Below are 21,328 nucleotides of genomic sequence, written 5' to 3'. Positions count from 1 at the left end.
GTAATAATAAAAATATTGTATGTTATAATAGTAGATTAAGGAGGATAAAAAATGGAAGGCAAAAAAACTGCTTTATACGATGAACACGTAAGACTAGGTGGCAAAATCGTAAATTATGCTGGCTGGTTACTACCAGTTCAATACGCAGGTTTAATCGAAGAACACAATGCCGTAAGACAAAAACTTGGGGTATTTGATGTATCTCACATGGGTGAAGTTTGGGTTACAGGTAAGGATGCATTTGATTTTGTAAATCATCTAATTACTAATGACTTACACGCTATTGAAGATGGTCAAGTACAATACAACATTATGTGTTACGACAATGGTGGTGCTGTAGACGACTTACTAGTTTACAGATATAACCAAGAAAAGTTCTTCTTAGTAATCAACGCAGCAAACGTTGAAAAAGACTTTGAATGGATTACAAAACAAGCTAAAAACTTTGATGTTAAGGTTGAAAACGTTTCAGATCAAACATCTCAAATAGCTGTTCAAGGACCACTTGCGCAAAAAGCTGTACAAAAATTAACAGATGTAGATTTAGACACAATAAAGTTCTTCCACTTTGTTGATGGATTTGAGCTAGCTGGTAAAAAAGTATTAATTTCAAGAACAGGTTATACTGGCGAAGACGGATTTGAAATTTACACTGACAATGATTCAATAGTACATCTTTACAAGGAAGTATTAAAAGCTGGCGAAGAGTTCGGAATCGAACCATGCGGACTAGGATGTAGAGATACACTTAGATTCGAAGCAATGCTACCATTATACGGTCATGAAATATCACAAGATGTTTCACCAGTAGAAGGAGGATTAAACTTCTTTGTAAAACTTGATCAAGAAGCTGACTTTATTGGTAAAGAAGCTCTTAAGAAGATCAAAGCTGATAACAAGAGAATACTTGTTGGCTTTGAAATGATTGACAAAGCTATACCAAGAGAAGGATATGAAATTGAAAAAGATGGCAAGAAGATTGGCTACGTTACAACTGGATATCTATCACCAACACTTGGTAAAAAGATCGGTAACGCTTTAATCGATGCATCTTACAAGGAAATGGGCGCAGAATTTGATGTTATCATCAGAGGAAAAGCTCAAAAAGCTAAACAAATTAGCAGAAAATTCTTAAAAGAAGTTAAAAAATAAATATAAAATCACAGGAGGAAATTATTATGGAAATTAAAAAAGGATTACTTTACACAGAAGATCATGAATGGGTTAAGGTTGACGGAAACGTTGCTACTGTTGGTTTAGCTGACTATGCACAACACAACTTAGGCGACATAGTTTATGTTGAACTACCTGAAATTGATGATGAATTTTCAAAAGGCGACGCAGTAGCATCAGTTGAATCTGTTAAAGCGGCTTCAGAAGTTTTCACAGCAGCTAGCGGAAAGATCGTTGAAGTTAACGAAGCTCTTGATGATGAGCCAGCTCTAATCAACGAAGGACCTTATGATGCTTGGATATTCAAGATTGAAATGAGCGATCCATCTGAATTAGACGATTTAATGGACGACGAAAAATACGCTGAATTCGCTAAGGAGGACTAATATGTATCCATATCTTAGTCAAACTCCCGAAAATATAAAAGAGATGCTTGACAAGATAGGTGTAAAGTCTGAAGAAGATTTATTTGACTGTATTCCTGAAAGTGTTAGATTTAAAGGTGAATTAAACCTACCTAAACACAAATCAGAATTAGAAGTTAGAAAGATCATGACTGAACTTGCAGATATGAACTGCTCAACAAATAAGAAAGTTTGTTTCTTAGGAGCAGGAGCATATGACCATTACATTCCTTCAGTAATTGGAGCTATAGCTTCAAGAAGTGAATTCTACACTTCATATACACCATATCAACCAGAAGTATCTCAAGGAACTCTTCAAATGATATTTGAGTTCCAAACAATGATGAGTAATTTAGTAGGACTACCTATTACAAATGCTTCACTATATGACAATTCTAACGGCGTTGTTGAATCAGCTCTTATGTGCTGCAATACAACTCGTAAGAAACAAGTTATAGTATCAAAAGCATTAAGCCCATCAGCTAGAATGGTTTTAGACACATATACACACAGCCATAACATAGAAGTAGTTGAAGTTGATATCAAAGACGGAGCTACTGATTTAGATGATCTTAAGAATAAACTAAGTGATGATGCTGCATGTGTAATCATGCAAAATCCAAACTTCTTCGGTGTTATCGAAGATATGAAGGCTGCTTGCGACTTAACTCATGAGTACAAGAAAACATACTTCATCGCTGACGTTGACACTAACTCACTAGGTATACTTCAAAGACCTGGCGACTACGGCGCAGACATCGTTGTTGGTGAAGCTCAACCATTTGGTATACCACTATCTTATGGTGGACCATACTTAGGATTTATCTCATCAACTGATAAGTTTATGAGAAAATTACCAGGCAGAATCGCTGGTCAAACAGTAGATAGAAATGGTAAGAGATCTTGGGTACTAACATTAACAGCTAGAGAACAACATATCAGAAGAGATAAAGCTACTTCAAACATCTGCTCAAACCAAGGCTTAAACGTACTTTGCGCAACAATTTACATGGCGCTTATGGGCAAGAAGGGCTTAAGAGAAGTTTCTGAGCAATGCGCTAAAAAAGCTCATTATCTACAAAAAGAACTTTGCAAATCTGGTAAATTTAAATTATTATACAATAAACCATTCTACAAAGAATTCGTTATTACTAGCGATATTTGTGTAGATAAGATTAATGAAGCTCTTAAAGCTAACGGTTTCATGGATGCATTTAAGCTTTCTTGGTTCTACGGAGATGAATACAAGAACACATTTATGCTTGCTGTTACTGAAAAGAGAACAAAAGAAGAAATGGATAAATTAGTTAAGGTATTGGAGGGTGTTGAATGTTAGATAGATATGACAAAATAATATTTGAAATTTCAAGACCCGGTAGAACTGGATACAATTTACCAGATCTTGACGTTGATGATTTAAAATTAGATAGCGTAATTCCAAGTGATTATTTAAATAATGAAGAACTTGATTTACCTGAATTATCTGAGGTTGACGTAGTAAGACACTATACAAATCTTTCAATGAAAAACTACGGACTTGATACTGGCATGTACCCATTAGGATCATGTACAATGAAGTATAACCCTAAGATAAACGAAGAAATGGCTGGACTTGAAGGCTTTAGAGATCTTCATCCATACCAAGGAGACGGATGCACACAAGGCGCTTTAAAATTAATGTATGACCTTGCTAACGATTTAGCTGAAATCTCAGGCATGGACGGAGCAACTCTTCAACCAGCAGCTGGTGCTCACGGTGAGCTAACAGGCGTTCTTCTAATTAGAGCATATCATGAAGCAAGAGGAGATATGAACAGAAATAAGATGATTATTCCTGACTCTGCTCATGGTACAAACCCTGCAACTTGCTCTATGGGCGGATTTACTCCTATAGAAATTAAATCAGATGAAAATGGTTTAGTTGATCTTGAAGCACTAGAAGCAGCTATGACTGAAGAAGTTGCTGGTCTAATGCTTACAAATCCAAACACATTAGGTTTATTTGATAAAAATATTGAAAAGATAGCTGAGATAGTTCATAGAAAAGGCGGTCTATTGTACTACGATGGCGCTAACATGAACGCAGTTATGGGTCACTCAAGACCTGGAGACATGGGATTTGACGTTGTTCACTACAACGTTCACAAAACATTCTCTACACCACACGGCGGTGGAGGACCAGGCGGTGGACCAGTTGGTTGTAAGAAAGAATTACTTCCATTCTTACCTAAGCCAGTTATAGCTAAGAACGGTGATAAATACTTCTTAGATTATGACAGACCACAAAGTATAGGTAAGGTTAAGGACTTCTACGGACACTTTGCTATCCTAGTAAGAGCTTACACTTATATCTTAACAATGGGTTCAGATGGTTTAAGAAAAGCATCAACAAACGCTGTTTTAAACGCAAACTATCTATTAAGCCAATTAAAAGAAAACTACAATGTTCCATACGATACAATTTGTATGCATGAATTTGTTTTAGGCGGACTTAAGAATACTGAAACAGGTGTAACAACACTAGATGTTGCTAAGGGACTAATCGACAGAGGATTCCATCCACCAACAGTATACTTCCCACTTATAGTTCATGAAGCATTAATGATTGAACCTACTGAAACAGAAAGTAAAGAAACATTGGATGCTTACGCAGCTGCTCTTAACGATATTGCTAAAGTAGCTAAAGAAAATCCAGAAGACTTACTAAATGCACCATTAACAACAATGGTATCTAGACCAGATGAAACATTGGCAGCTAGAACACCAGTTTTAACATATACAAAAGAAGAAAAATAGTAAGTAATATATGGGGGCACGTGTAAGTGCCCCTAATACATAAAATTTTGTAGGAAGGTATAATATGAACGCAAAATTAAAGTCTAATTTATTAATAGTTTTGGGAGCCTTTATGGTTGCCATAGCCGTTTATTTCTTTTTAACTCCAACTAATATGACTATAGGAGGAGCAACAGGCATTGCCATAGTCTTATCGTATTTATTACATTTACCAATGAGTTATGTTTTATTTGCGACAAACATAGTTTTATTCGCGTTAGGATTTTTATTCATCGGTAATAAGTTTGGAGTAAAAACTGTGCTTACTTCACTAGGCATATCACTTATTATATTTATTTTAGAAAAAATTGTTCCACTAGATGGACCTATAATCGATGATTTATTACTTCAAATGATTATAGCGGTTATCGTGTCAGCTGTAGGCATGGCAATTATACTTAATCAATATGCTTCAATTGGTGGTACAGACATCTTATCAAAGATTATAAATAAGTTCACAGGACTTGATTTAGGTAAGGGTGTACTTTTATGTGACCTTGTAATTACATTGTTTGTAGGTATAGTTTTCGGACTAAAGATAGGACTATACTCCTTACTTGGCATTATAATGAATGGACTTATTATAGATTTTACTATAGATGGTTTGAATACATCTAAAAATATCATCATAAACACTGAAAAACCTGATTTAGTTAAGGACTACATCGTTAAAGAGCTTAATCACTCAGCAAATCTTTATAAAGCAGTAGGCGCATACACAGGCATTGAGCGCACTGTTATTATGACTGTTTGCTCAAGAAGAGATTATTTGCTTTTGAAAAGATTTATTGAAAAGAACGCTCCTAACTCTTTCTTGGTTGTTATGAACGCAAGTGAGGTTTATGGTTTTAGATGGAGGAATATTTCTGACTAATAAATTTTGGAGGTACTATGTTTAATTTTGATGAAGTAATCGACAGAAGAGGTTTGTCGTGTGCCAAGTATGAAACTTCACGCGAAGCAGGTAATGATGAAACTGTCATACCATTTACAATTGCTGATATGAATTTTGCAACAGCTCCTGAAGTTAAAGCTGCTTGTTTAAAAAGAGCTGACAGAGACTTCTATAGCTATACTGTTCCAAGCGACGATGTGTATGAAGCCATAATCAATTGGCAAAAGGATATGCATGAACTTGATATAAAGAAAGATTGGATCGTTTTTTCGCCAGGAACTGTTCCAGGACTAGATCTTGTAATTAGAAGTATAATTGAAGATGGCGAGAAAGTAATCATTCAGACACCAGCATATCCACCGTTTTTTAATTTCTCAAATTTAAAAAATATGGAGATACTTCAAAATAAGCTTATTTTTGAAGACGGTAAATATAAGATAGACTTTAAAGATTTAGAAGAAAAAGCAAAAGAAGCAAAAGCTATAGTTTTATGTAATCCTCATAATCCAGTTGGAAGGGTATGGACAAAGCCTGAACTAGAAAAAATTTCTGAAATTGCTTATAAATATAATTTATATGTGATAAGCGATGAAATGCATCAAGATTTTACTTTTAATGGCAATTATTATACACCTGTGATGAGAGTGTTTAAAAATTATGAAAAAGTAGTTTCATTTATGGCACCATCAAAAACATTTAATATAGCGGGACTTAATACTGCTTATGTAATAATACCTGATGACAAGCTTAGAGAAAAAATAAACGATGTTTCTAGTAGATCTTTAATGGGTGCGGTTAATCCCTTTGGTTTATGCGCACTAAAGGCTGCGTATAATGAGGGCAGAGCTTGGTATAAAGAGATGATTAAGTATCTTGAAGGAAATATAAATTATGTCTTTGAAGAATTTTCTAAGATAGATAAAATTAAATTTGAAAAGCCTGAAGGAACTTATTTAATCTGGATCGATTTATCAGATTTAAAATGCGAGCCGAAGAAAATGCATGAAATATTTGTAAAGAACAAGATATTCTTATCTGATGGGGCAATGTTTGGAGATGAAAAATCAGTTAGAATTAATCTGGCTTATCCAAGAGAGATTATTGATTTCTTAGTAAATAGTTTTAAGAAGTCGATTGAAGAGATAAAAGCATTAAATTAATATAAAAAGAAAAATATAGAGGTATGAGCCTCTATATTTTTTTGTATTCATTAGCTAAATTTTCTATATATTTAATTGTGATATCCTTTACATTATCATCAATGAATGGATTTTTAAGTCCGCTTAGTTTAATACTTGTCAAAAAGTCTTCTTTGCTTGCGTTATCCATAAGCGTGTTCATCTTTTTAAATGCATCTTTTTTGTCATCTAAGAAATTATTACAAAAATCAAGTCCACTAATATCGCCTATAGCATAGTTAATTGAAAGCATTGGCGTATTAAACAAGTTATTGTAGTTAAGCCACCACATACCAACATCAAACTCATTTTTATCAACCGAGATAAAAGGGAAGTACTCGGCATGAAGTTTTCTAAATATTTCATATCTCTCTTCAATATCAGTTTTTATATCAAGATAAAGGCTCTCTTCAAATTCACTAATTAAGCAATAGAAGAGAATATCATATAAAACTTTGATTTTATAAGCTGTAGCATATTTCTTTGCGTCATTAAGAAAAAGTTCATCAATAAAATTCATCACAATAAATGAAAAAGCTGTTGTATATGCACGAATGATGTCATCTTCAGGACTTGTATATTCTATAATTTCATTATAAGAACTTTGATAGTTTAGAAGGGCATAGCTTAGGCAAGTGATAAATTTATTGAATTCTGAGTGATTAGCCTCATAATTAGTAAATATAAAAGAAGTATCAAAGTTATGCAGATAAGAAGCAAAAGTAATTTTTGCCTTGTCCTTCCTCGGATTTAAATCAAGTGAATTATCATCAAACATTTTATCAATTACCTTTGATAAGAAAGGACTGTCATTTTTTAAATTTTCAGATATTTTCTTTAACAGTAGATATGGATCTTTTATTGGGATTGTATTGTGTTCTTTAAAGTAGACCCTCATATCATAAGTATATAAACTATCTACGCCAAGTTTTTTCTTTTGTATATCCGTAATTATATGCATATTACTTGCAAGATGCTTTTTAATCGAATTTCTAAAATTAATAATATCGTTATGGTCGTAATCAATCCTGCATCTGTCTTTATCTGAAAAGTCAAGATAGCCATCAAAACCTAGTCTTTTAGCTATCTTGTGTCTAATAACAACAAGGTCTCTATACTTTTCCGCATAAAAGTCTTTGCTTTTGACATTATTTTTATTCATAGCAAGGGCAACTTTTTTCCTTTTTTCTCTGTTTGGTGATGTAAGATGAGTAATTAAGTTTCTGCTAGTAACAATTTCATTATCAATAGGGATTGATATAGCGTTTCTACGATCGCTAATCTCTTTTAATATCTTATTTTCATTTATGTTTAAACCGATTACATCCTTATAATATAAGTTTTGCTTTATTTCAAGCTTATCAAAGAAATATTTGCCCCATCTTTTCTTAAGTTTATCTAAGTCATCGTCATCAAGCAAGGTTTGAGCAAATTTTACGCATGCTTTTTTAAATTCATCTTCATTGTCCTCAATGTATTTGAACTCACCATTAAAAAACTTATCGCTGCTATCCTGTGCGAACCTGATAAATACGTATTCATAAAAGCTATCGTATCGTCTTTTAATAATATCAACCTCTCTGATTATAGAGTTTTTTTCATCAAAACTTTTAGTTCTAGCGAGGCGATTGGCATAAAAATTAATTAGATTTGCTTCACTAATTATATCTATTCTTTTATAAAGTTTTTTAATTTCATCAAATTTCATATTTTTCATCCTTTTTATATGATATAAATAATTATATATCATTATTTGTACTTTTTCAATGAAATATGAATATTTACATAAAAAATTAAAAAAGTGGTTGACAAGCTAAAACATTTGTGATAAACTATGAATGTTAAAAATATACCGCGGCAAATATATTTTTAGAGGTGTTTTAATGTCAAGTTTAAACGGACCAAGAGTAAGAACGGTCAGAAGATTAGGCTTAAATGTCTATGGATTAGCGAAAGCTACAAAAGGTATGAAAAAAGGAGCTGCACGTTCAGATAAGAAATTATCTAACTACGGACTTCAATTACTAGAAAAACAAAGATTAAGAGCTTACTATGGAGTGCCAGAAGTTCAATTAAAGAAGGCATTCTTAAAGGCTAAGAAATCTAAGGATCAAACAGGTCACGCTCTTATCAAATTACTAGAAACAAGATTAGATGCATTTGTTCTTAGAGCAGGATTTGCTCAATCAATCAGACAAGCAAGACAAATGGTTGTTCACGGACACATCCTTGTTGATGGCAAGAGAGTTGACAAACCAGCTTATCAATTACAAGTTGGACAAAAGATCAGCTTAAAAGAAAAATCAAGATCAAATGAAATGTTCAAGGAAAACTTCCAAACAGTTGTTGGAAACTCATATCCTTACATTGAAAAAGATGTTGATAAATTCGAAGCAGTTTTATCTAGACTACCAGAAAGAGAAGATATTCCAATAGAAATCGAAGACGTTTACGTAGTAGAATATTATTCTCATTAATAAATTAGCTCTCAGTACATATGTTCTGAGAGCTTTTTCATTGTAAATACTTATTTTATTTTGAAAAGGCGGACTAATCCGTCTTTTTTAGTATGTGAAGACCTTATCGTTTTCTGTAATTATAGCCTCATGAGTTCCTTCACCCATATCTTGATTATATTTTTTCATTAAGTAGTCGTAAATTTCTTTTTTTGAGTTAAATTTTAATAGCTGATATGGTTCTTGAAAACTTAATTTTTCTAAGAAATAGTACTTGCCTTGATTTTCATACATTAAACCAGTGTGGCCAATAAAGAGTATATTGCCATCGATCTCGTCTTTTGAATTTAAGTAAACAGAAATAACTTTTACCTTATCATTATTAAATTTAATGCCTCTTTCACTAAATTCTTTAGTAATTAAATCTTCATAATTCGCTTTTTCATCCTTAACATTGATTGGAGCATAGTAAGTGATAAACTTTTTCATCTCATCTTCGCTTAATAGTGACTTATCACTAATTGCTTTTTTATCAAAATCTAAAACAGAGGATTTATCTTCAAGCTCTTTATTTACATCCATGCTATTTTTCATAAGTGAAAATGTTGTTATTCTGCAATTTATGCCTAAAAAATCAGGATTTTTTTCAGTAAATTTGTCTATGCTATTGTTATAAGCTACATCGTCACTATATTTAGTAAAGCTAGATGCTAGTTCGCTCGTGTCAGCACTTTCATTATAAGTATCAAGATTACTCATAAATGAATCTACATCGCCTTCATTAAGACCTTTATCAAGGAGCGCATTTTTTAATTCGTCCTTAGTCTCATCACTTGAAAGATTAGTATACATTATGGTATCGTCATCTTTATCGTTTGGAGTTTCATTTTGCTTATCAACCTGACTTGCCTCATTACCATGATCATTTGTCTTAGGAGCACATGAAACAAAAAGTAGTGCCATGGTCAAAGTTAATAGTATTTTTAATATATTTTTCATATAATCACCTCATGTAAAATTATAGTTCACTAAAATTTAATTGTCAATTAGCTAAGCTTTACAAAATGGTTACAGTTTTTATATTATTATATTTACATAAATATTTAAAAAGCTCTATTTTTCTTTTTCTTGACATAAAATATAGCATAGTTTATAATTATTATATAAAAGGGAGGAATCGATATGAATTCAAAAACTTTAGCAAAGGATTTAATCAAGTTTATTGATGCAAGTCCATGTGCTTTTTTTGCTGTTAAGGCGATGGAAGAAGAACTACATAAGAGTGACTATAAAGAATTAAAAGAAGAAGACAAGTGGGATTTAAGCTTAGGAGGAAAGTATTTTGTAAAGAAAAATGATTCAGCCATCTTAGCTTTTGAATTACCAAATACTAAAAAGGATCTTGCTTTTAAGATCATCGCTTCTCACTCTGATAGTCCATGCTTTAGAGTTAAACCAGAACCAGATATTTATCAAAACGGCTATCACAAGCTAAATACTGAAGTTTATGGTGGAGCTATCTTGCACACATGGTTCGATAGAGCTTTATCGCTAGCAGGTAGAGTATATACAAAGAATAAAGAAGATGCACTTCATCCTAAGATGCATTTAATTAATATTGACAAGGATCTTATGAGTATAGTAAGTCTTTGCATACATCAAAACAGAGAAGTAAACAAGGGTTTTGATATAAACGCTCAAAAGGATACTCTTCCAATTCTTGAGCTAATTAACGATACTGTGGAAAAACTTAAATTAGAAGATATCATAGCAAAGGAATTAAAAGTATCTAGAGAAGATATTCTTGATTTTGATTTATTCTTATATGACAGAGAAGGCGGCAAGATTGTCGGCTTAAACGATGAATTTGTTCAAGTTGGCAGACTTGATAACTTAGCGATGGCTCATCTATCATATAAGGCGCTTATTGCTAATAAGGCTTCAAATGCAATAAATTTAATTTATGTTTCTGATAATGAAGAAGTAGGCTCAATGACTAAACAAGGCGCAAACAGTCCATTCTTAAAAAATGTTATGAGAAGAATAATTTTAGCCCTTGGTTTAGATGATGAAGAATTTTATAGAGTAAAGGCAAAATCATTTATGATCTCATCTGACCTTGCTCACGCTTATCACCCTAATTATCCAGAAAAGTGCGATATAACAAACATGCCTAAGATGGGCGAAGGCGTTTGTATTAAGTACGCTGCAAATCAAAGCTATACATCGGACGCTGAGTCAGCTTCTGTATTTAAGCAATTTGCAGAAAATGCTGGAGCAAAGGTACAAGCCTTCTTAAATAGATCAGACGTTCGTGGCGGATCAACTATTGGACCTATCAGTTCAACTCAATTAGATATAAAATCAGTTGACATCGGTAACCCAATACTTGGCATGCACTCAGTTAGAGAATTTGGAAGCGTTGAAGATCATTATAACTTGTATAAGATATTCACAGAATTTTTCAAATAATGAAGGGTAAAAAGACTAAAATCTTTTCTTTAATCGTAATTGCTTTATCTATAGTAATAGTACTTTTAAGTGCATACTTTATTGACGGACCAGAGAAAATCATATCAACAGTGAGGCAAGCTAATGGATTTTACTTGCTATTAGCAGCCTTCTTGATATTTTTATTTTGGTTTTTTGGCTCACTTTCTCTTAATGCACTTTTAAAAGTGTTGGGCGCAAAACTTAGGCCAGTTGATGCATTTAAGGTAACTATGACGGGAGCCTTTTTTAACGCAATCACACCATCATCAACAGGTGGACAGCCAATGCAAGTATTAAGAATGAGAGATTTTGGCTTAGCTCCGGGTCTTTCATCGTCGGTAGTAATTTTATTACTTATAATAAACAATGTCGTTACACTTATCTTGGGATTGTTCTCGATATATTATTCCTATCACAGCTTAGGCAAGGCATGGTTCACTGGTCTTATGATGATTCTTGGCGTTGCTTTAAGCGTTTTAGTAACATTTTTAATAGCGAGCGTAATAATATTCCCAAGAAAGAGTAAAGAAATTATAGTTAAGATTGTAAGATTTTTTAACAAGAAGAATCCTAAAGAACAAATAGAAAGATTAGATAGACAGATAGATTCATTTTATGACTCATTTAGAGTATTTAAGATGGAAGGCTTATATAAACTTTTGCCGTGCGCAATATTTGTAGCATTTCAAAATATATCTTTGTGGTCAATACCTCACGTAGTTTTCTCAGCCTTTGGAGGAGTAACAGGTGATGTAGTGCTAAGTGTGTGCGCTGCATGCATGGTCGCACTGATTTCAGGTTATGTGCCTCTACCAGGAGCTGCACTAGGAGCTGAAGGAGCATTCTTGGGTATATTTGGGCCATTATATAAAAATATCTCGTCAATTGCCATAGTAGTGATACTTTGGAGAGTATTTACATTTTACGCACCAATCATAGTTGGAGCGTTCTTTACAGTTAATTTCAAATCAGATAAAGAGGTAGAGAGAAATGAATAACGAAGAGAAAAAATATATACCAAGTGTCGATACAGTTCTTAGAAGACATGTACAAAAAGTTCCTGAAGCAGTTTATAGATGCTCAGGCATAAACATCATGGGAAGAAGGATTAAGTCCTTAGTATTTTCAACTGATGTTGCCATCATCAGAAATACTAATGCAGATGGAGTTATAGCTGTATATCCATTTACACCAGAGTTATCAATAACAAAGGCGATACTTGATGTTTCACCAGGACCAGTCTTTGTTGGTGTTGGTGGAGGCTTGACTACTGGCCAAAGAAGTATACAGATAGCTTTTCAAGCAGAGCTTCACGGAGCTTTTGGCGTAGTTGTAAACGCTCCTATGAAAAATGAAGTTATTAAAGAGATGTCTGAGTATATAGATATACCTGTAATTGCTTCAATCGCTTCATTTAATGACGATATTGAAGGCAAGATCAATGCTGGAGCAAGAATACTTAATATAGCTGGCGGAAGAGAAACAGCAAATTTAATTAGACACGTAAGAAAGATTGTTGGAGAGAAATTTCCTATCATAGCAACAGGCGGTCACAGCGATGAGCATATACTTGAGACAATAAACGCAGGAGCAAACTGTCTTTCATACACACCAAAAACATCGCCAGAGATACTTGAAGACATAATGATTGCTTATAGAGATAAATAAGATGATTCACCTCTATTATTAGAGGTGTTTTTCATGTTAGATGTGATTTTATTAGCTCTATTATAGTTCTTATATTGACTAGACTTATATTGAAAAAAATTATTGTTTATGATATAATTATCATGAAATTTTATGAAGAGGTATTAAATGAACAATTTAGGAAAAACAATTGAAGCAAAAATAATTGCTAAGAATGGAAATGAATATACACTAGAAGACTTTGATCATAACAGATATCATGCCAAGTCCGATGAAAAGCATCATGATATAGGCGATACTGTTAAAATTTTTAATTATCCAGTAGATAATGAAATTGTATCATCTTTTAGACTTCCATATATTGAAGTAGGCGAGATTAAGGCATTAAAGGTAGTTAGCAAAACAAAAATTGGCTACTTTTTAAACATGGGACTTGAAAAAGATGTTTTATTGCCATTTTCAGAAGCAATTAGAGATCCAAAACTTAACTCCATGGTACTTGTTAAGCTATATATAGACAAGTCTGGCAGACTTGCGACTACTATGAAGATAAGAAAGACTTTAGAGAGGTCTGATAATATTAAAAAAGGCGATATTGTTGATGGTATCATTTACAATATCTCTAGAGAATTTGGCTTATTCATAGCAGTTGATGACAAATATGAAGCCATGGTTCAAAAGAAGGATGTCTTCGAAGACCATGAAGTAGGCGAGAGAATGAAGTTTAGGGTACAAACTGTTCGCGAGGACGGAAGGCTTTTATTAAGCACTAAACTTGAAAAGTCAGCTTATGACGAGCACAAGAGTGACTCGATTAAGGTATATGAAATTTTATTAAAGCATAAAGGTAAGATGAATTACGCAGATAAGAGCGATCCTGATGATATAAGGAAGGTCTTTAACATGAGTAAATCATCATTTAAAAGGGCAATCGCCATTTTGTATAGACAAAGAAAAATTATTATAAATGACGATTCCATCGAAATTAAGGAGGATTAATATGTCAGTAAAAATTAACACAGAAGTAATTGAGATGATGCTTTTCTTTTGGCAAAGCATTTCAGAGAGAGAAAAGGTTTCTGAAGACTATATCAGAAGCGTAGCAGAAAGAGATGAAATGAAATACACTTTCTGCGAAGGATTCAATGAAGAATCAGTTAGAAAAGTACTATCAGCTATATCAAATAATGAACTTTTAAGCGACGCTTCAAAAGAAGAAAAGAAGTTTTGGAACAACAATATGTGGATGACAGAGGATTTAGGCGTTGTAAACATGATGGTTGAGCCAATCAAAAAACTTAACTTAGACGGACTTAATGCTAACAAGACATTAATTTTCGTTCCAGGTCATTTAGAAGAAAAATATATCGATGGAGACACTATAGTAGTGAACTTCTTTAAAATAAATGTAGATATTTTCGGAGGAACAGGAGCAGTTACAGTTAACGGTAAAGACTTTAAAGACTATATCGTTGATTTAGTTCAAGGCAAATAATTAATAAAACATCAGGAGGCAGTATGGAGATATTAAAAGTAGAGCACTTATCAAATGCTTTTGATGGAAAAGAAATTTTAAAAGATGTAAATTTTACAGTTAATTCTGGAGAGATAATTGGCTATATAGGACCCAATGGTGCTGGTAAATCAACAACTATCAAGATAATCATGGGCCTTAATAGAGATTATTTTGGAGATGTAACTGTCTTTGGTAAAAATATTAAGGATTCGCTTGATTATAAGAAAAAGATAGGCTACGTGCCAGAAGCGAGTGAAGTTTATGAGAATTTGACAGCAATTGAAAATATTGAGCTAAACGCAGCTCTTTATGAAATTGATATTGAAAGCGCTGTTCAAAGAGCTAAGACTATGCTAGAAGTGCTTGAGATGAAAGATGTGATGGATTCACAAATATCATCATTCTCAAAGGGTATGAGACAAAAGTATCTATTTGTTTTATCCTTATTGCACGACCCAGACATAGTATTCTTAGATGAGCCACTAAGCGGTATTGACGCAAACTCAGTTTTAGTAATAAAAGAAATACTTGCCTCGCTTAAAAATAAAGGTAAAACTATATTTTATTCATCACATATCTTGGAAGTAGTTGAAAAACTATCAGATAAGATAATTTTATTGCAAAATGGAAAAGTTATATTAAATGACAGCATTGACAATATTAAAAAGACTCTTAATAACAATGAGGGCGCTGATGAATCGCTTGAAAATATATTCAATGAAGTAACTGGATTTACAAATCATAAAGAATTAGCGGAAGAATTCGTTAAAGCCATGGGTGAGAGTGATGTTTAAATTATTCTCACTAAAAGTGCTTGATTTATTCAAGCCGCTTTTTAAAGGACTAAAAGTTGACTACGACAAGCTTAGAGCAATACTTAAGGCTAAGCTTATCATGGAAAACAGAAGAACATCTGCTTTTTCCAATAGCTTTTCGGGTCAAGAAAGCAATAGTAAAATATCACAATTCTTTCAAAATAGCAATTTTTTCAAAAGAGGCTATATATTATTTTTAATTTATGGGCTAATACTAGCAGGACTTTGCGCTAGTATTGATGATATAAAAATAAGGTACACAGCGCTTTTCGCTGTAGGAATGTTTTTATTTTTCGCAGGAATCATTGTAGACTTTACTGAAGTTCTTATAGATACAAGAGATAGAGACATTTTACTTTATAAACCTGTTGGCGAAAAAGAAATAAATTTAGCAAGGTTAATATCACTAATCATATATGTAGTGAAATTAGCCTTAATTATGTTTGGTCCAGCACTTTTGCTTACATTAGTAAAAAGGCCGCAAGAAGTGCCTATACTACTAGTTGAAGTAGTTATGCTATCTGTAAGCCTTGTAATGTTTGAATATATATTTTATTATGTATTATTTAGAATATTTAAAAATCTTAATATCAAATCTATAATAACAACAGTACAAGTACTGATCTTTGTTGTACTTATGATAGGCTTTCAAGTTTTTGGACACATTGTTGATAAAGAAATGGCGATAAAAATATTTTCAAGTGAAGCTTTTAAATATTTATTCATACCAATGTGGTTCACAGGACCATTTGAGCTATTATATGGCAATTTTGAAACTATAAATATAATTTATACAGTACTTTTAATTGTATTTTTCATTGGATTTATAGCGATAAATACAGCTATATCCAAAGATTTTGAAGAAATTTTATCAAAGAAGGATAAAGTTATAATAAATAAAAAGTCAAGCTTTTTACAAAGACTAACAAATAAGTTTTTTGCCAAGAATGATATGGAAAGAGCTGGGGTGAACATGGTATTTTGGATGAAGGGCTCTGATGAAAAACTAAAATTTCAATTAGGCTCTATATCACTTATGATAATTGTTTATCCACTAATCTTTTTATTTGCTGCGTTCAAGAAGGGCAGCGACCCAATGGCTGATATGGTTTTAAGAGATCATGCGAGGTTCGTGACTTTAATTAATTACATGTCATCTATGATGGCTCTGGGCATTTGGCAAATTTTAAATTATGCTACAAATTATAAAGCATCAGTAATACATTTAATCACAGGCAATCTAAGACTTAAAGAATTTAGAAATGGCGTGAAAAAAGGAGGCTTATTTTCCTTTATATTTGTGCCAGTTTTGATAAATGCGATGCTTATGTCATTATTTGTAAAAAATGCTTGGTTTATTGACTATATCAATCCAATCATATTTATAATGCTATCAGGTATCATCGCTTCGGACCTTTTACTGAAGAATATACCATTCTCATTGGACATAACAAAGATTAAGAATGGACAAAAGGGATACTTTTGGGCTGGCATGGCGGCTATGTTTATAACAGCATTGCTTGCAGGATTAAATGCCTTACTTATATTTTTAAACACACCATTTATATATTTATATTCATTAATTGGTTTAGGAGCACTAATATATTTACTTAAAAAATAGGGGAAACAATGAAAGCAATAGATTTGGACGAAAGACGAGACTTAATTCTTCATGGCGACATGAAAAAGACAATAATAACGCTCGCAACACCCATAGTTTTAAACAACATAATACAAACGCTCTACAATCTAGTTGATTCTTATTGGGTATCAGGTATTGGCGAGATAAGTTTCGCATCGACTGGATTTATTTGGCCAGTTATGTTTTTGTTTATATCTATAGGTATCGGTTTATCAATAGCATCGACGAGTCTTATTTCTCAGCTCATTGGTAGAGGTGATGTTCAAAAAGTAAAAACATATAAAGAAAATGTTTATATATTAACCATTATACTGTCTATCATATTAGTAAGTATAGGGATAGTTTTTTCTTCGACCATACTTAAACTAATGGGCGCAGAAGGAAAATTATTCGAAGAGAGCAAGGCTTATCTGGATATTTTATATCTAGGAATACCTTTTGTATTTATATTTTTCTCAACGAATTCTATGTTCCAATCAGCTGGAGATACAAGAACTCCAACTACAGTCAGCGGTATATCAACAATAATCAATGCTATACTTGATCCTATATTTATATATGATAAAATTCCATTCATTGGTCTACAAGGACTTAACATGGGGATTAAGGGAGCGGGACTTGCGACTATATTGTCACAAGCTTTTATGGCAATAATTTTAATTATATGTGCAATAAAAAAAGGTTTAATTGATATAAACTTTTTTAAATATAAATTTGATAGTGCTGCCTGTAAAAAGATTATTTCTATAGGCGTTCCGTCATGTGTAGGTCAATCAGGTGAAGCACTAGGCTTTATCATACTTAATACTTTTGTTTTATCCTACGGTCAAGATACACTAACTGCTTTTGTAACAATAAACAGGGTCACATCAATCATATCGCAGCCACCAGGAGGTATAGGCCAATCAATAGTAAGCATAGTTGGTCAAAATAAGGGCGTTAAAAATTATGACAGAGTAAAACTCGCCTTTAGAACCGCTTGTAATATGTCAAACTTTATATGCATTCTAGGCTCAATAGTGGTTTGGATATTTAGAGATCAAGTTTTAGGAATATTTTTAAATAATGCAAGCGAAAATCTTATGTATCTTTCAAGAGAATATTTGTTTTTCATCTTGCTAACAAATTTTTGCATGGGTCTTTATAATGTTTATCAAGGACTTTTCCAAGGCTCAGGAAAAACTGATCTTGCGATGAAGATGCTTCTTGGAAGACTTTGGGTATTAAGAATACCTATGATACTGGTATTTAAACATGTATTTATGATGGGACCTATCGCAATATGGCTTGCGATGAGTTTATCAAATTTATGTACATCACTGTATGGCTACATACTATATAGAAAAGGTAATTGGAAAGGGGATATAATCTAATGAATCAAGCTATAATTCTAGCAGCTGGCGAAGGCTCTAGAATGAAATCATCTCTGATTAAGGTCTTGCACAAGATAAACGGAAAGGCAATGTTAAAGTATGTTTTAGATGCGACTGAAAGAGCTGGCTTTGACAAGAGATATTTAATTGTTGGCAACAACAAAGATAAGGTTATCGAAGAATTTTCTTCAGATAAAAGCATAGAGTTTATCGAACAAAAAATGGGGCCAGGTGAGCCTTATGGCACTGGTTATGCAGCATCACTTGCCAAGGGCCATATAAAAAATGATGATAACGTATTAGTTATTTTTGGAGACACACCACTGGTTGACGAAGAGATATTAAAAGATTTTCTTAAATTTCATAAAGACAACGATAATAACATGACTATATTAAGCGCCATCTTAGACAATTGTGATGGTTATGGCAGAATTGTCAGAGATAAAGATAATAATCTTACTAAGATAGTTGAGCAAAAAGATGCAAACGATGAGGAGCTTAAGATAAAAGAAGTTAATTCAGGAATTTATTGCTTCAAGGGCAAAGATTTTTTAGACGCAATAAATAATTTGAAGAATGATAACGTTAAAAAAGAATATTATCTAACCGATGCTGTTGCTTATCTATTGAGTAAAAATAAAAAGGTTGATGCATATATAAGCGATGATCAAAATATTGCTCTAGGTGTTAACAATCAATTAGATTTATCCAAAATTGAAGAAATTGTAAGAAAGAAAATTATTACAAAATGGATGATAGAAGGTGTTTACTTTAAAAATCCATCCAATGTATATATAGAAGAAAATGTTAAAATTGGCAGAGACGTAGAGATATATCCAGACGTTATACTTGAAGGAAATACGATTATTGAAGATAATGTAAAGATATATGGCTACACTAGGATAAATAATTCACATATAGCAAAAGGAGTTACTATAGAGAGCTCATTGATTGAAGACTCATTTATTGATGAGAGGACAAAGGTAGGACCAAACGCACACCTTAGACCAAATTCAAAAATTGGCAAAGATTGTAAAGTTGGTAACTTTGTTGAAATAAAAAATGCTAGCTTAGGCGATGGCACGAAAGCTGGTCATTTAGCGTATGTGGGCGACGCAGATGTTGGCAGCAATGTAAATATCGGCTGCGGCGTAATCTTTGCAAACTATGATGGAAAGAATAAATACAGATCAAAAGTAGAAGATAATGCCTTTATAGGCAGCAATTCTAATTTAGTTGCACCAGTTGCCATAGGTGAGAACGCCTATGTAGCTGCTGGCTCAACCATAATAACAGAAGTTAAAAAGGATTCTTTGTCAATAGCAAGAGCTAGACAAGTTGATAAGATAGATTGGGTAAAAAATAAAAAAATATGGAGGAAGAAAAATGAATTCATTTCTAGGACAACTAAAAGTTTTAACAGGAAACGCTAATAGACAATTAGCAAAAGATGTATGCAAGCACTTAGGTGCAGAGCTTATTGATTCTGAAGTTACACATTTCTCAGATGGAGAAATAGCTGTAAATATCAAAGAAACAGTAAGAGGCGCTGACGTATTTATCGTTCAACCAACTCATGAACCAGTTAACGATAACCTTATGGAGCTTTTAATCATGATAGACGCATGCAAGAGAGCTTCAGCTGGCAGAATCAACGCTGTTATTCCATACTATGGATACGCAAGACAAGACAGAAAGACTAAACCAAGAGAACCAATCACAGCTAAACTAGTTGCTAATCTAATTGAAAAAGCAGGAGCAGATAGAGCAGTTCTTATGGATCTTCATGCAGGACAAATCCAAGGCTACTTTGATATACCAGTAGACCATCTATCAGCTATCAAGCATTTAGCAGAATACTTCAAGACATTAAATCTAGAAGATGTAGTAGTAGTTTCACCAGACCTTGGTGGAGTTACTCGTGCAAGAAATTTTGCTAATGAATTAGACGCTCCTATCGCTATAATTGAAAAGAGAAGACCAAAGCCAAACGTATCAGAAGTTATGAACGTTATAGGTGACGTTGAAGGCAAAACTTGTATCTTAGTTGATGACATCATAGATACAGCAGGAACTATTTGCCATGCAGCTGAATATTTAACTGAAAAGGGTGGAGCAAAGAAGGTTTATGGCTGCGCAACTCACGGTGTACTATCTGGACCAGCTATTGAAAGACTTATCTCTAGTAAGCTTGAAGAGTTTATAATTACAGATACAATACCACTAAACATTGGTAACGTTACTGACAAGATTAAAGTTGTAAGCATAGCTGATCAACTAGCTAAGGCAATCGAAAGAATTCATAACAACGAATCAATAAGCTCGATATTTGATTAATGAAACTTATAGTAGGACTAGGCAATCCTGGAGATCGCTTTGATGGAACTAGGCATAATGCTGGCTTTGAGACTATAGATATATTAGCGGACGAACTAAATGTAAAGCTTAATAATGCTAAGTTTCATGCACAATTTGGCTACACGACATATAATGGAGATAAGCTTTATCTAATGAAGCCTATGACATATATGAACGAGAGTGGTATTGCTATAAGAGAGTTTATGGCATACTATAAACTTGATATCAAAGATTTAATTGTAATAGTTGATGATATCGATATAAATTTTGCTACGCTTAGGATAAAAAAGTCAGGAAGCGCTGGCACACATAATGGTTTGAAGTCTATAGTTTATCAGCTTAATAACGATAAATTTACTAGAGTAAAGATTGGTGTAGGCAAAAAGGCGGAACATTTTGATCTGGCAGACTTTGTTCTGTCTAGATACTCTAAAGAAGAAAAAGTAGATATAGAAAAAACATATAAAAACGCAGCAAAAGCGTGCCTTTGTATACTTGATAAGGGCGAAGATTATGCGATGAATATGTACAACGGAAAATAGG

At 33.0% G+C, this 21,328-nt stretch carries 20 protein-coding genes; 18 read left to right on the top strand and 2 right to left on the bottom strand.

All coding sequences use genetic code 11. The features are described 5' to 3' along the window. The first annotated feature begins 51 nt into the window (after nt 1-51). The 6 genes from gcvT to BN30_RS00940 all read left to right on the top strand — a co-directional run bounded on the left by gcvT (nt 52) and on the right by BN30_RS00940 (nt 6,467). Nucleotides 52-1,152 (top strand): glycine cleavage system aminomethyltransferase GcvT, encoded by a 1,101-nt coding sequence (gene gcvT / locus BN30_RS00965; protein WP_019213661.1) that lies wholly within the window; start codon nt 52-54, stop codon nt 1,150-1,152. 26 nt (nt 1,153-1,178) lie between these two features. Further along, on the top strand, nt 1,179-1,559 hold the full coding sequence (gcvH, locus tag BN30_RS00960; RefSeq protein WP_019213660.1) for a glycine cleavage system protein GcvH: 381 nt from the start codon (nt 1,179-1,181) through the stop codon (nt 1,557-1,559). 1 nt (nt 1,560) lies between these two features. Then, nucleotides 1,561-2,913 carry an aminomethyl-transferring glycine dehydrogenase subunit GcvPA gene (gene gcvPA / locus BN30_RS00955; protein WP_019213659.1) on the top strand — a complete coding sequence of 451 codons (1,353 nt, stop codon included), beginning with the start codon at nt 1,561-1,563 and terminating at the stop codon, nt 2,911-2,913. Then, the gene (gcvPB, locus tag BN30_RS00950) at nt 2,907-4,373 is read left to right on the top strand and encodes an aminomethyl-transferring glycine dehydrogenase subunit GcvPB (protein ID WP_019213658.1); all 1,467 of its coding nucleotides are present in this window, start codon (nt 2,907-2,909) and stop codon (nt 4,371-4,373) included. Before gcvPA ends, gcvPB begins: the two co-directional genes overlap by 7 nt. 64 nt (nt 4,374-4,437) lie before the next feature. Beyond that, entirely contained in the window at nt 4,438-5,286 is an 849-nt protein-coding gene (locus BN30_RS00945) for a YitT family protein (RefSeq protein WP_019213657.1), read from the top strand. 17 nt (nt 5,287-5,303) lie between these two features. Further along, nucleotides 5,304-6,467, top strand: a complete 1,164-nt coding sequence (locus BN30_RS00940; protein ID WP_019213656.1) for a MalY/PatB family protein — start codon at nt 5,304-5,306, stop codon at nt 6,465-6,467. A 31-nt stretch (nt 6,468-6,498) separates the two neighbouring features. On the opposite strand, the gene BN30_RS00935 is transcribed toward BN30_RS00940, so the two are convergent. Continuing rightward, nucleotides 6,499-8,193, bottom strand: coding sequence for a M3 family metallopeptidase (locus BN30_RS00935; protein WP_019213655.1), 1,695 nt, complete (start codon nt 8,191-8,193; stop codon nt 6,499-6,501). A 175-nt stretch (nt 8,194-8,368) separates the two neighbouring features. Between BN30_RS00935 and rpsD the strand changes: the two genes are divergently transcribed. Next, nucleotides 8,369-8,962 carry a 30S ribosomal protein S4 gene (rpsD, locus tag BN30_RS00930; protein ID WP_019213654.1) on the top strand — a complete coding sequence of 198 codons (594 nt, stop codon included), beginning with the start codon at nt 8,369-8,371 and terminating at the stop codon, nt 8,960-8,962. Between the two features lie 87 nt (nt 8,963-9,049). On the opposite strand, the gene BN30_RS00925 is transcribed toward rpsD, so the two are convergent. After that, nucleotides 9,050-9,940 carry a DUF4300 family protein gene (locus BN30_RS00925; protein WP_019213653.1) on the bottom strand — a complete coding sequence of 297 codons (891 nt, stop codon included), beginning with the start codon at nt 9,938-9,940 and terminating at the stop codon, nt 9,050-9,052. Nucleotides 9,941-10,123: 183 nt separating this feature from the next. Here BN30_RS00925 and BN30_RS00920 point away from each other — a divergent pair, with 183 nt between their 5' ends. From BN30_RS00920 to pth, 11 genes are all read left to right on the top strand, one after another. After that, nucleotides 10,124-11,413: a M18 family aminopeptidase gene (locus BN30_RS00920; protein WP_019213652.1), complete on the top strand. Its 1,290-nt coding sequence runs from the start codon at nt 10,124-10,126 to the stop codon at nt 11,411-11,413. Continuing rightward, a complete protein-coding gene (locus BN30_RS00915) occupies nt 11,413-12,432 on the top strand; it encodes a lysylphosphatidylglycerol synthase transmembrane domain-containing protein (protein ID WP_019213651.1) in 1,020 nt (339 codons plus the stop codon). Before BN30_RS00920 ends, BN30_RS00915 begins: the two co-directional genes overlap by 1 nt. Further along, a complete protein-coding gene (locus BN30_RS00910; RefSeq protein ID WP_019213650.1) occupies nt 12,425-13,102 on the top strand; it encodes a hypothetical protein in 678 nt (225 codons plus the stop codon). Before BN30_RS00915 ends, BN30_RS00910 begins: the two co-directional genes overlap by 8 nt. A 147-nt stretch (nt 13,103-13,249) precedes the next feature. Next, on the top strand, nt 13,250-14,080 hold the full coding sequence (locus tag BN30_RS08610) for a CvfB family protein (protein ID WP_019213649.1): 831 nt from the start codon (nt 13,250-13,252) through the stop codon (nt 14,078-14,080). 1 nt (nt 14,081) lies between these two features. Further along, nucleotides 14,082-14,576: a TDE2712 family protein gene (locus BN30_RS00900; protein WP_019213648.1), complete on the top strand. Its 495-nt coding sequence runs from the start codon at nt 14,082-14,084 to the stop codon at nt 14,574-14,576. A 23-nt stretch (nt 14,577-14,599) separates the two neighbouring features. Beyond that, nucleotides 14,600-15,391, top strand: a complete 792-nt coding sequence (locus tag BN30_RS00895) for an ABC transporter ATP-binding protein (RefSeq protein WP_019213647.1) — start codon at nt 14,600-14,602, stop codon at nt 15,389-15,391. Next, the gene (locus tag BN30_RS00890; RefSeq protein WP_019213646.1) at nt 15,384-17,033 is read left to right on the top strand and encodes a hypothetical protein; all 1,650 of its coding nucleotides are present in this window, start codon (nt 15,384-15,386) and stop codon (nt 17,031-17,033) included. The genes BN30_RS00895 and BN30_RS00890 overlap by 8 nt, the downstream gene beginning before the upstream one ends. Before the next feature lie 8 nt (nt 17,034-17,041). Then, nucleotides 17,042-18,427 (top strand): MATE family efflux transporter, encoded by a 1,386-nt coding sequence (locus BN30_RS00885; protein WP_019213645.1) that lies wholly within the window; start codon nt 17,042-17,044, stop codon nt 18,425-18,427. Beyond that, complete coding sequence (gene glmU / locus BN30_RS00880; RefSeq protein WP_019213644.1) at nt 18,427-19,860, top strand: bifunctional UDP-N-acetylglucosamine diphosphorylase/glucosamine-1-phosphate N-acetyltransferase GlmU; 1,434 nt, start codon at nt 18,427-18,429, stop codon at nt 19,858-19,860. The genes BN30_RS00885 and glmU overlap by 1 nt, the downstream gene beginning before the upstream one ends. Continuing rightward, nucleotides 19,814-20,764, top strand: a complete 951-nt coding sequence (locus BN30_RS00875) for a ribose-phosphate diphosphokinase (protein ID WP_019213643.1) — start codon at nt 19,814-19,816, stop codon at nt 20,762-20,764. Before glmU ends, BN30_RS00875 begins: the two co-directional genes overlap by 47 nt. Continuing rightward, on the top strand, nt 20,764-21,327 hold the full coding sequence (gene pth / locus BN30_RS00870) for an aminoacyl-tRNA hydrolase (RefSeq protein ID WP_019213642.1): 564 nt from the start codon (nt 20,764-20,766) through the stop codon (nt 21,325-21,327). The genes BN30_RS00875 and pth overlap by 1 nt, the downstream gene beginning before the upstream one ends. Nucleotide 21,328 lies beyond the last annotated feature (1 nt).

This window comes from Fenollaria massiliensis (assembly GCF_000312505.2).
GTDB lineage: Bacteria > Bacillota > Clostridia > Tissierellales > Peptoniphilaceae > Fenollaria > Fenollaria massiliensis.
The sequence above is the reverse complement of the archived record's forward strand: the minus strand, read 5'-3'. Positions and strand labels throughout refer to the sequence as shown.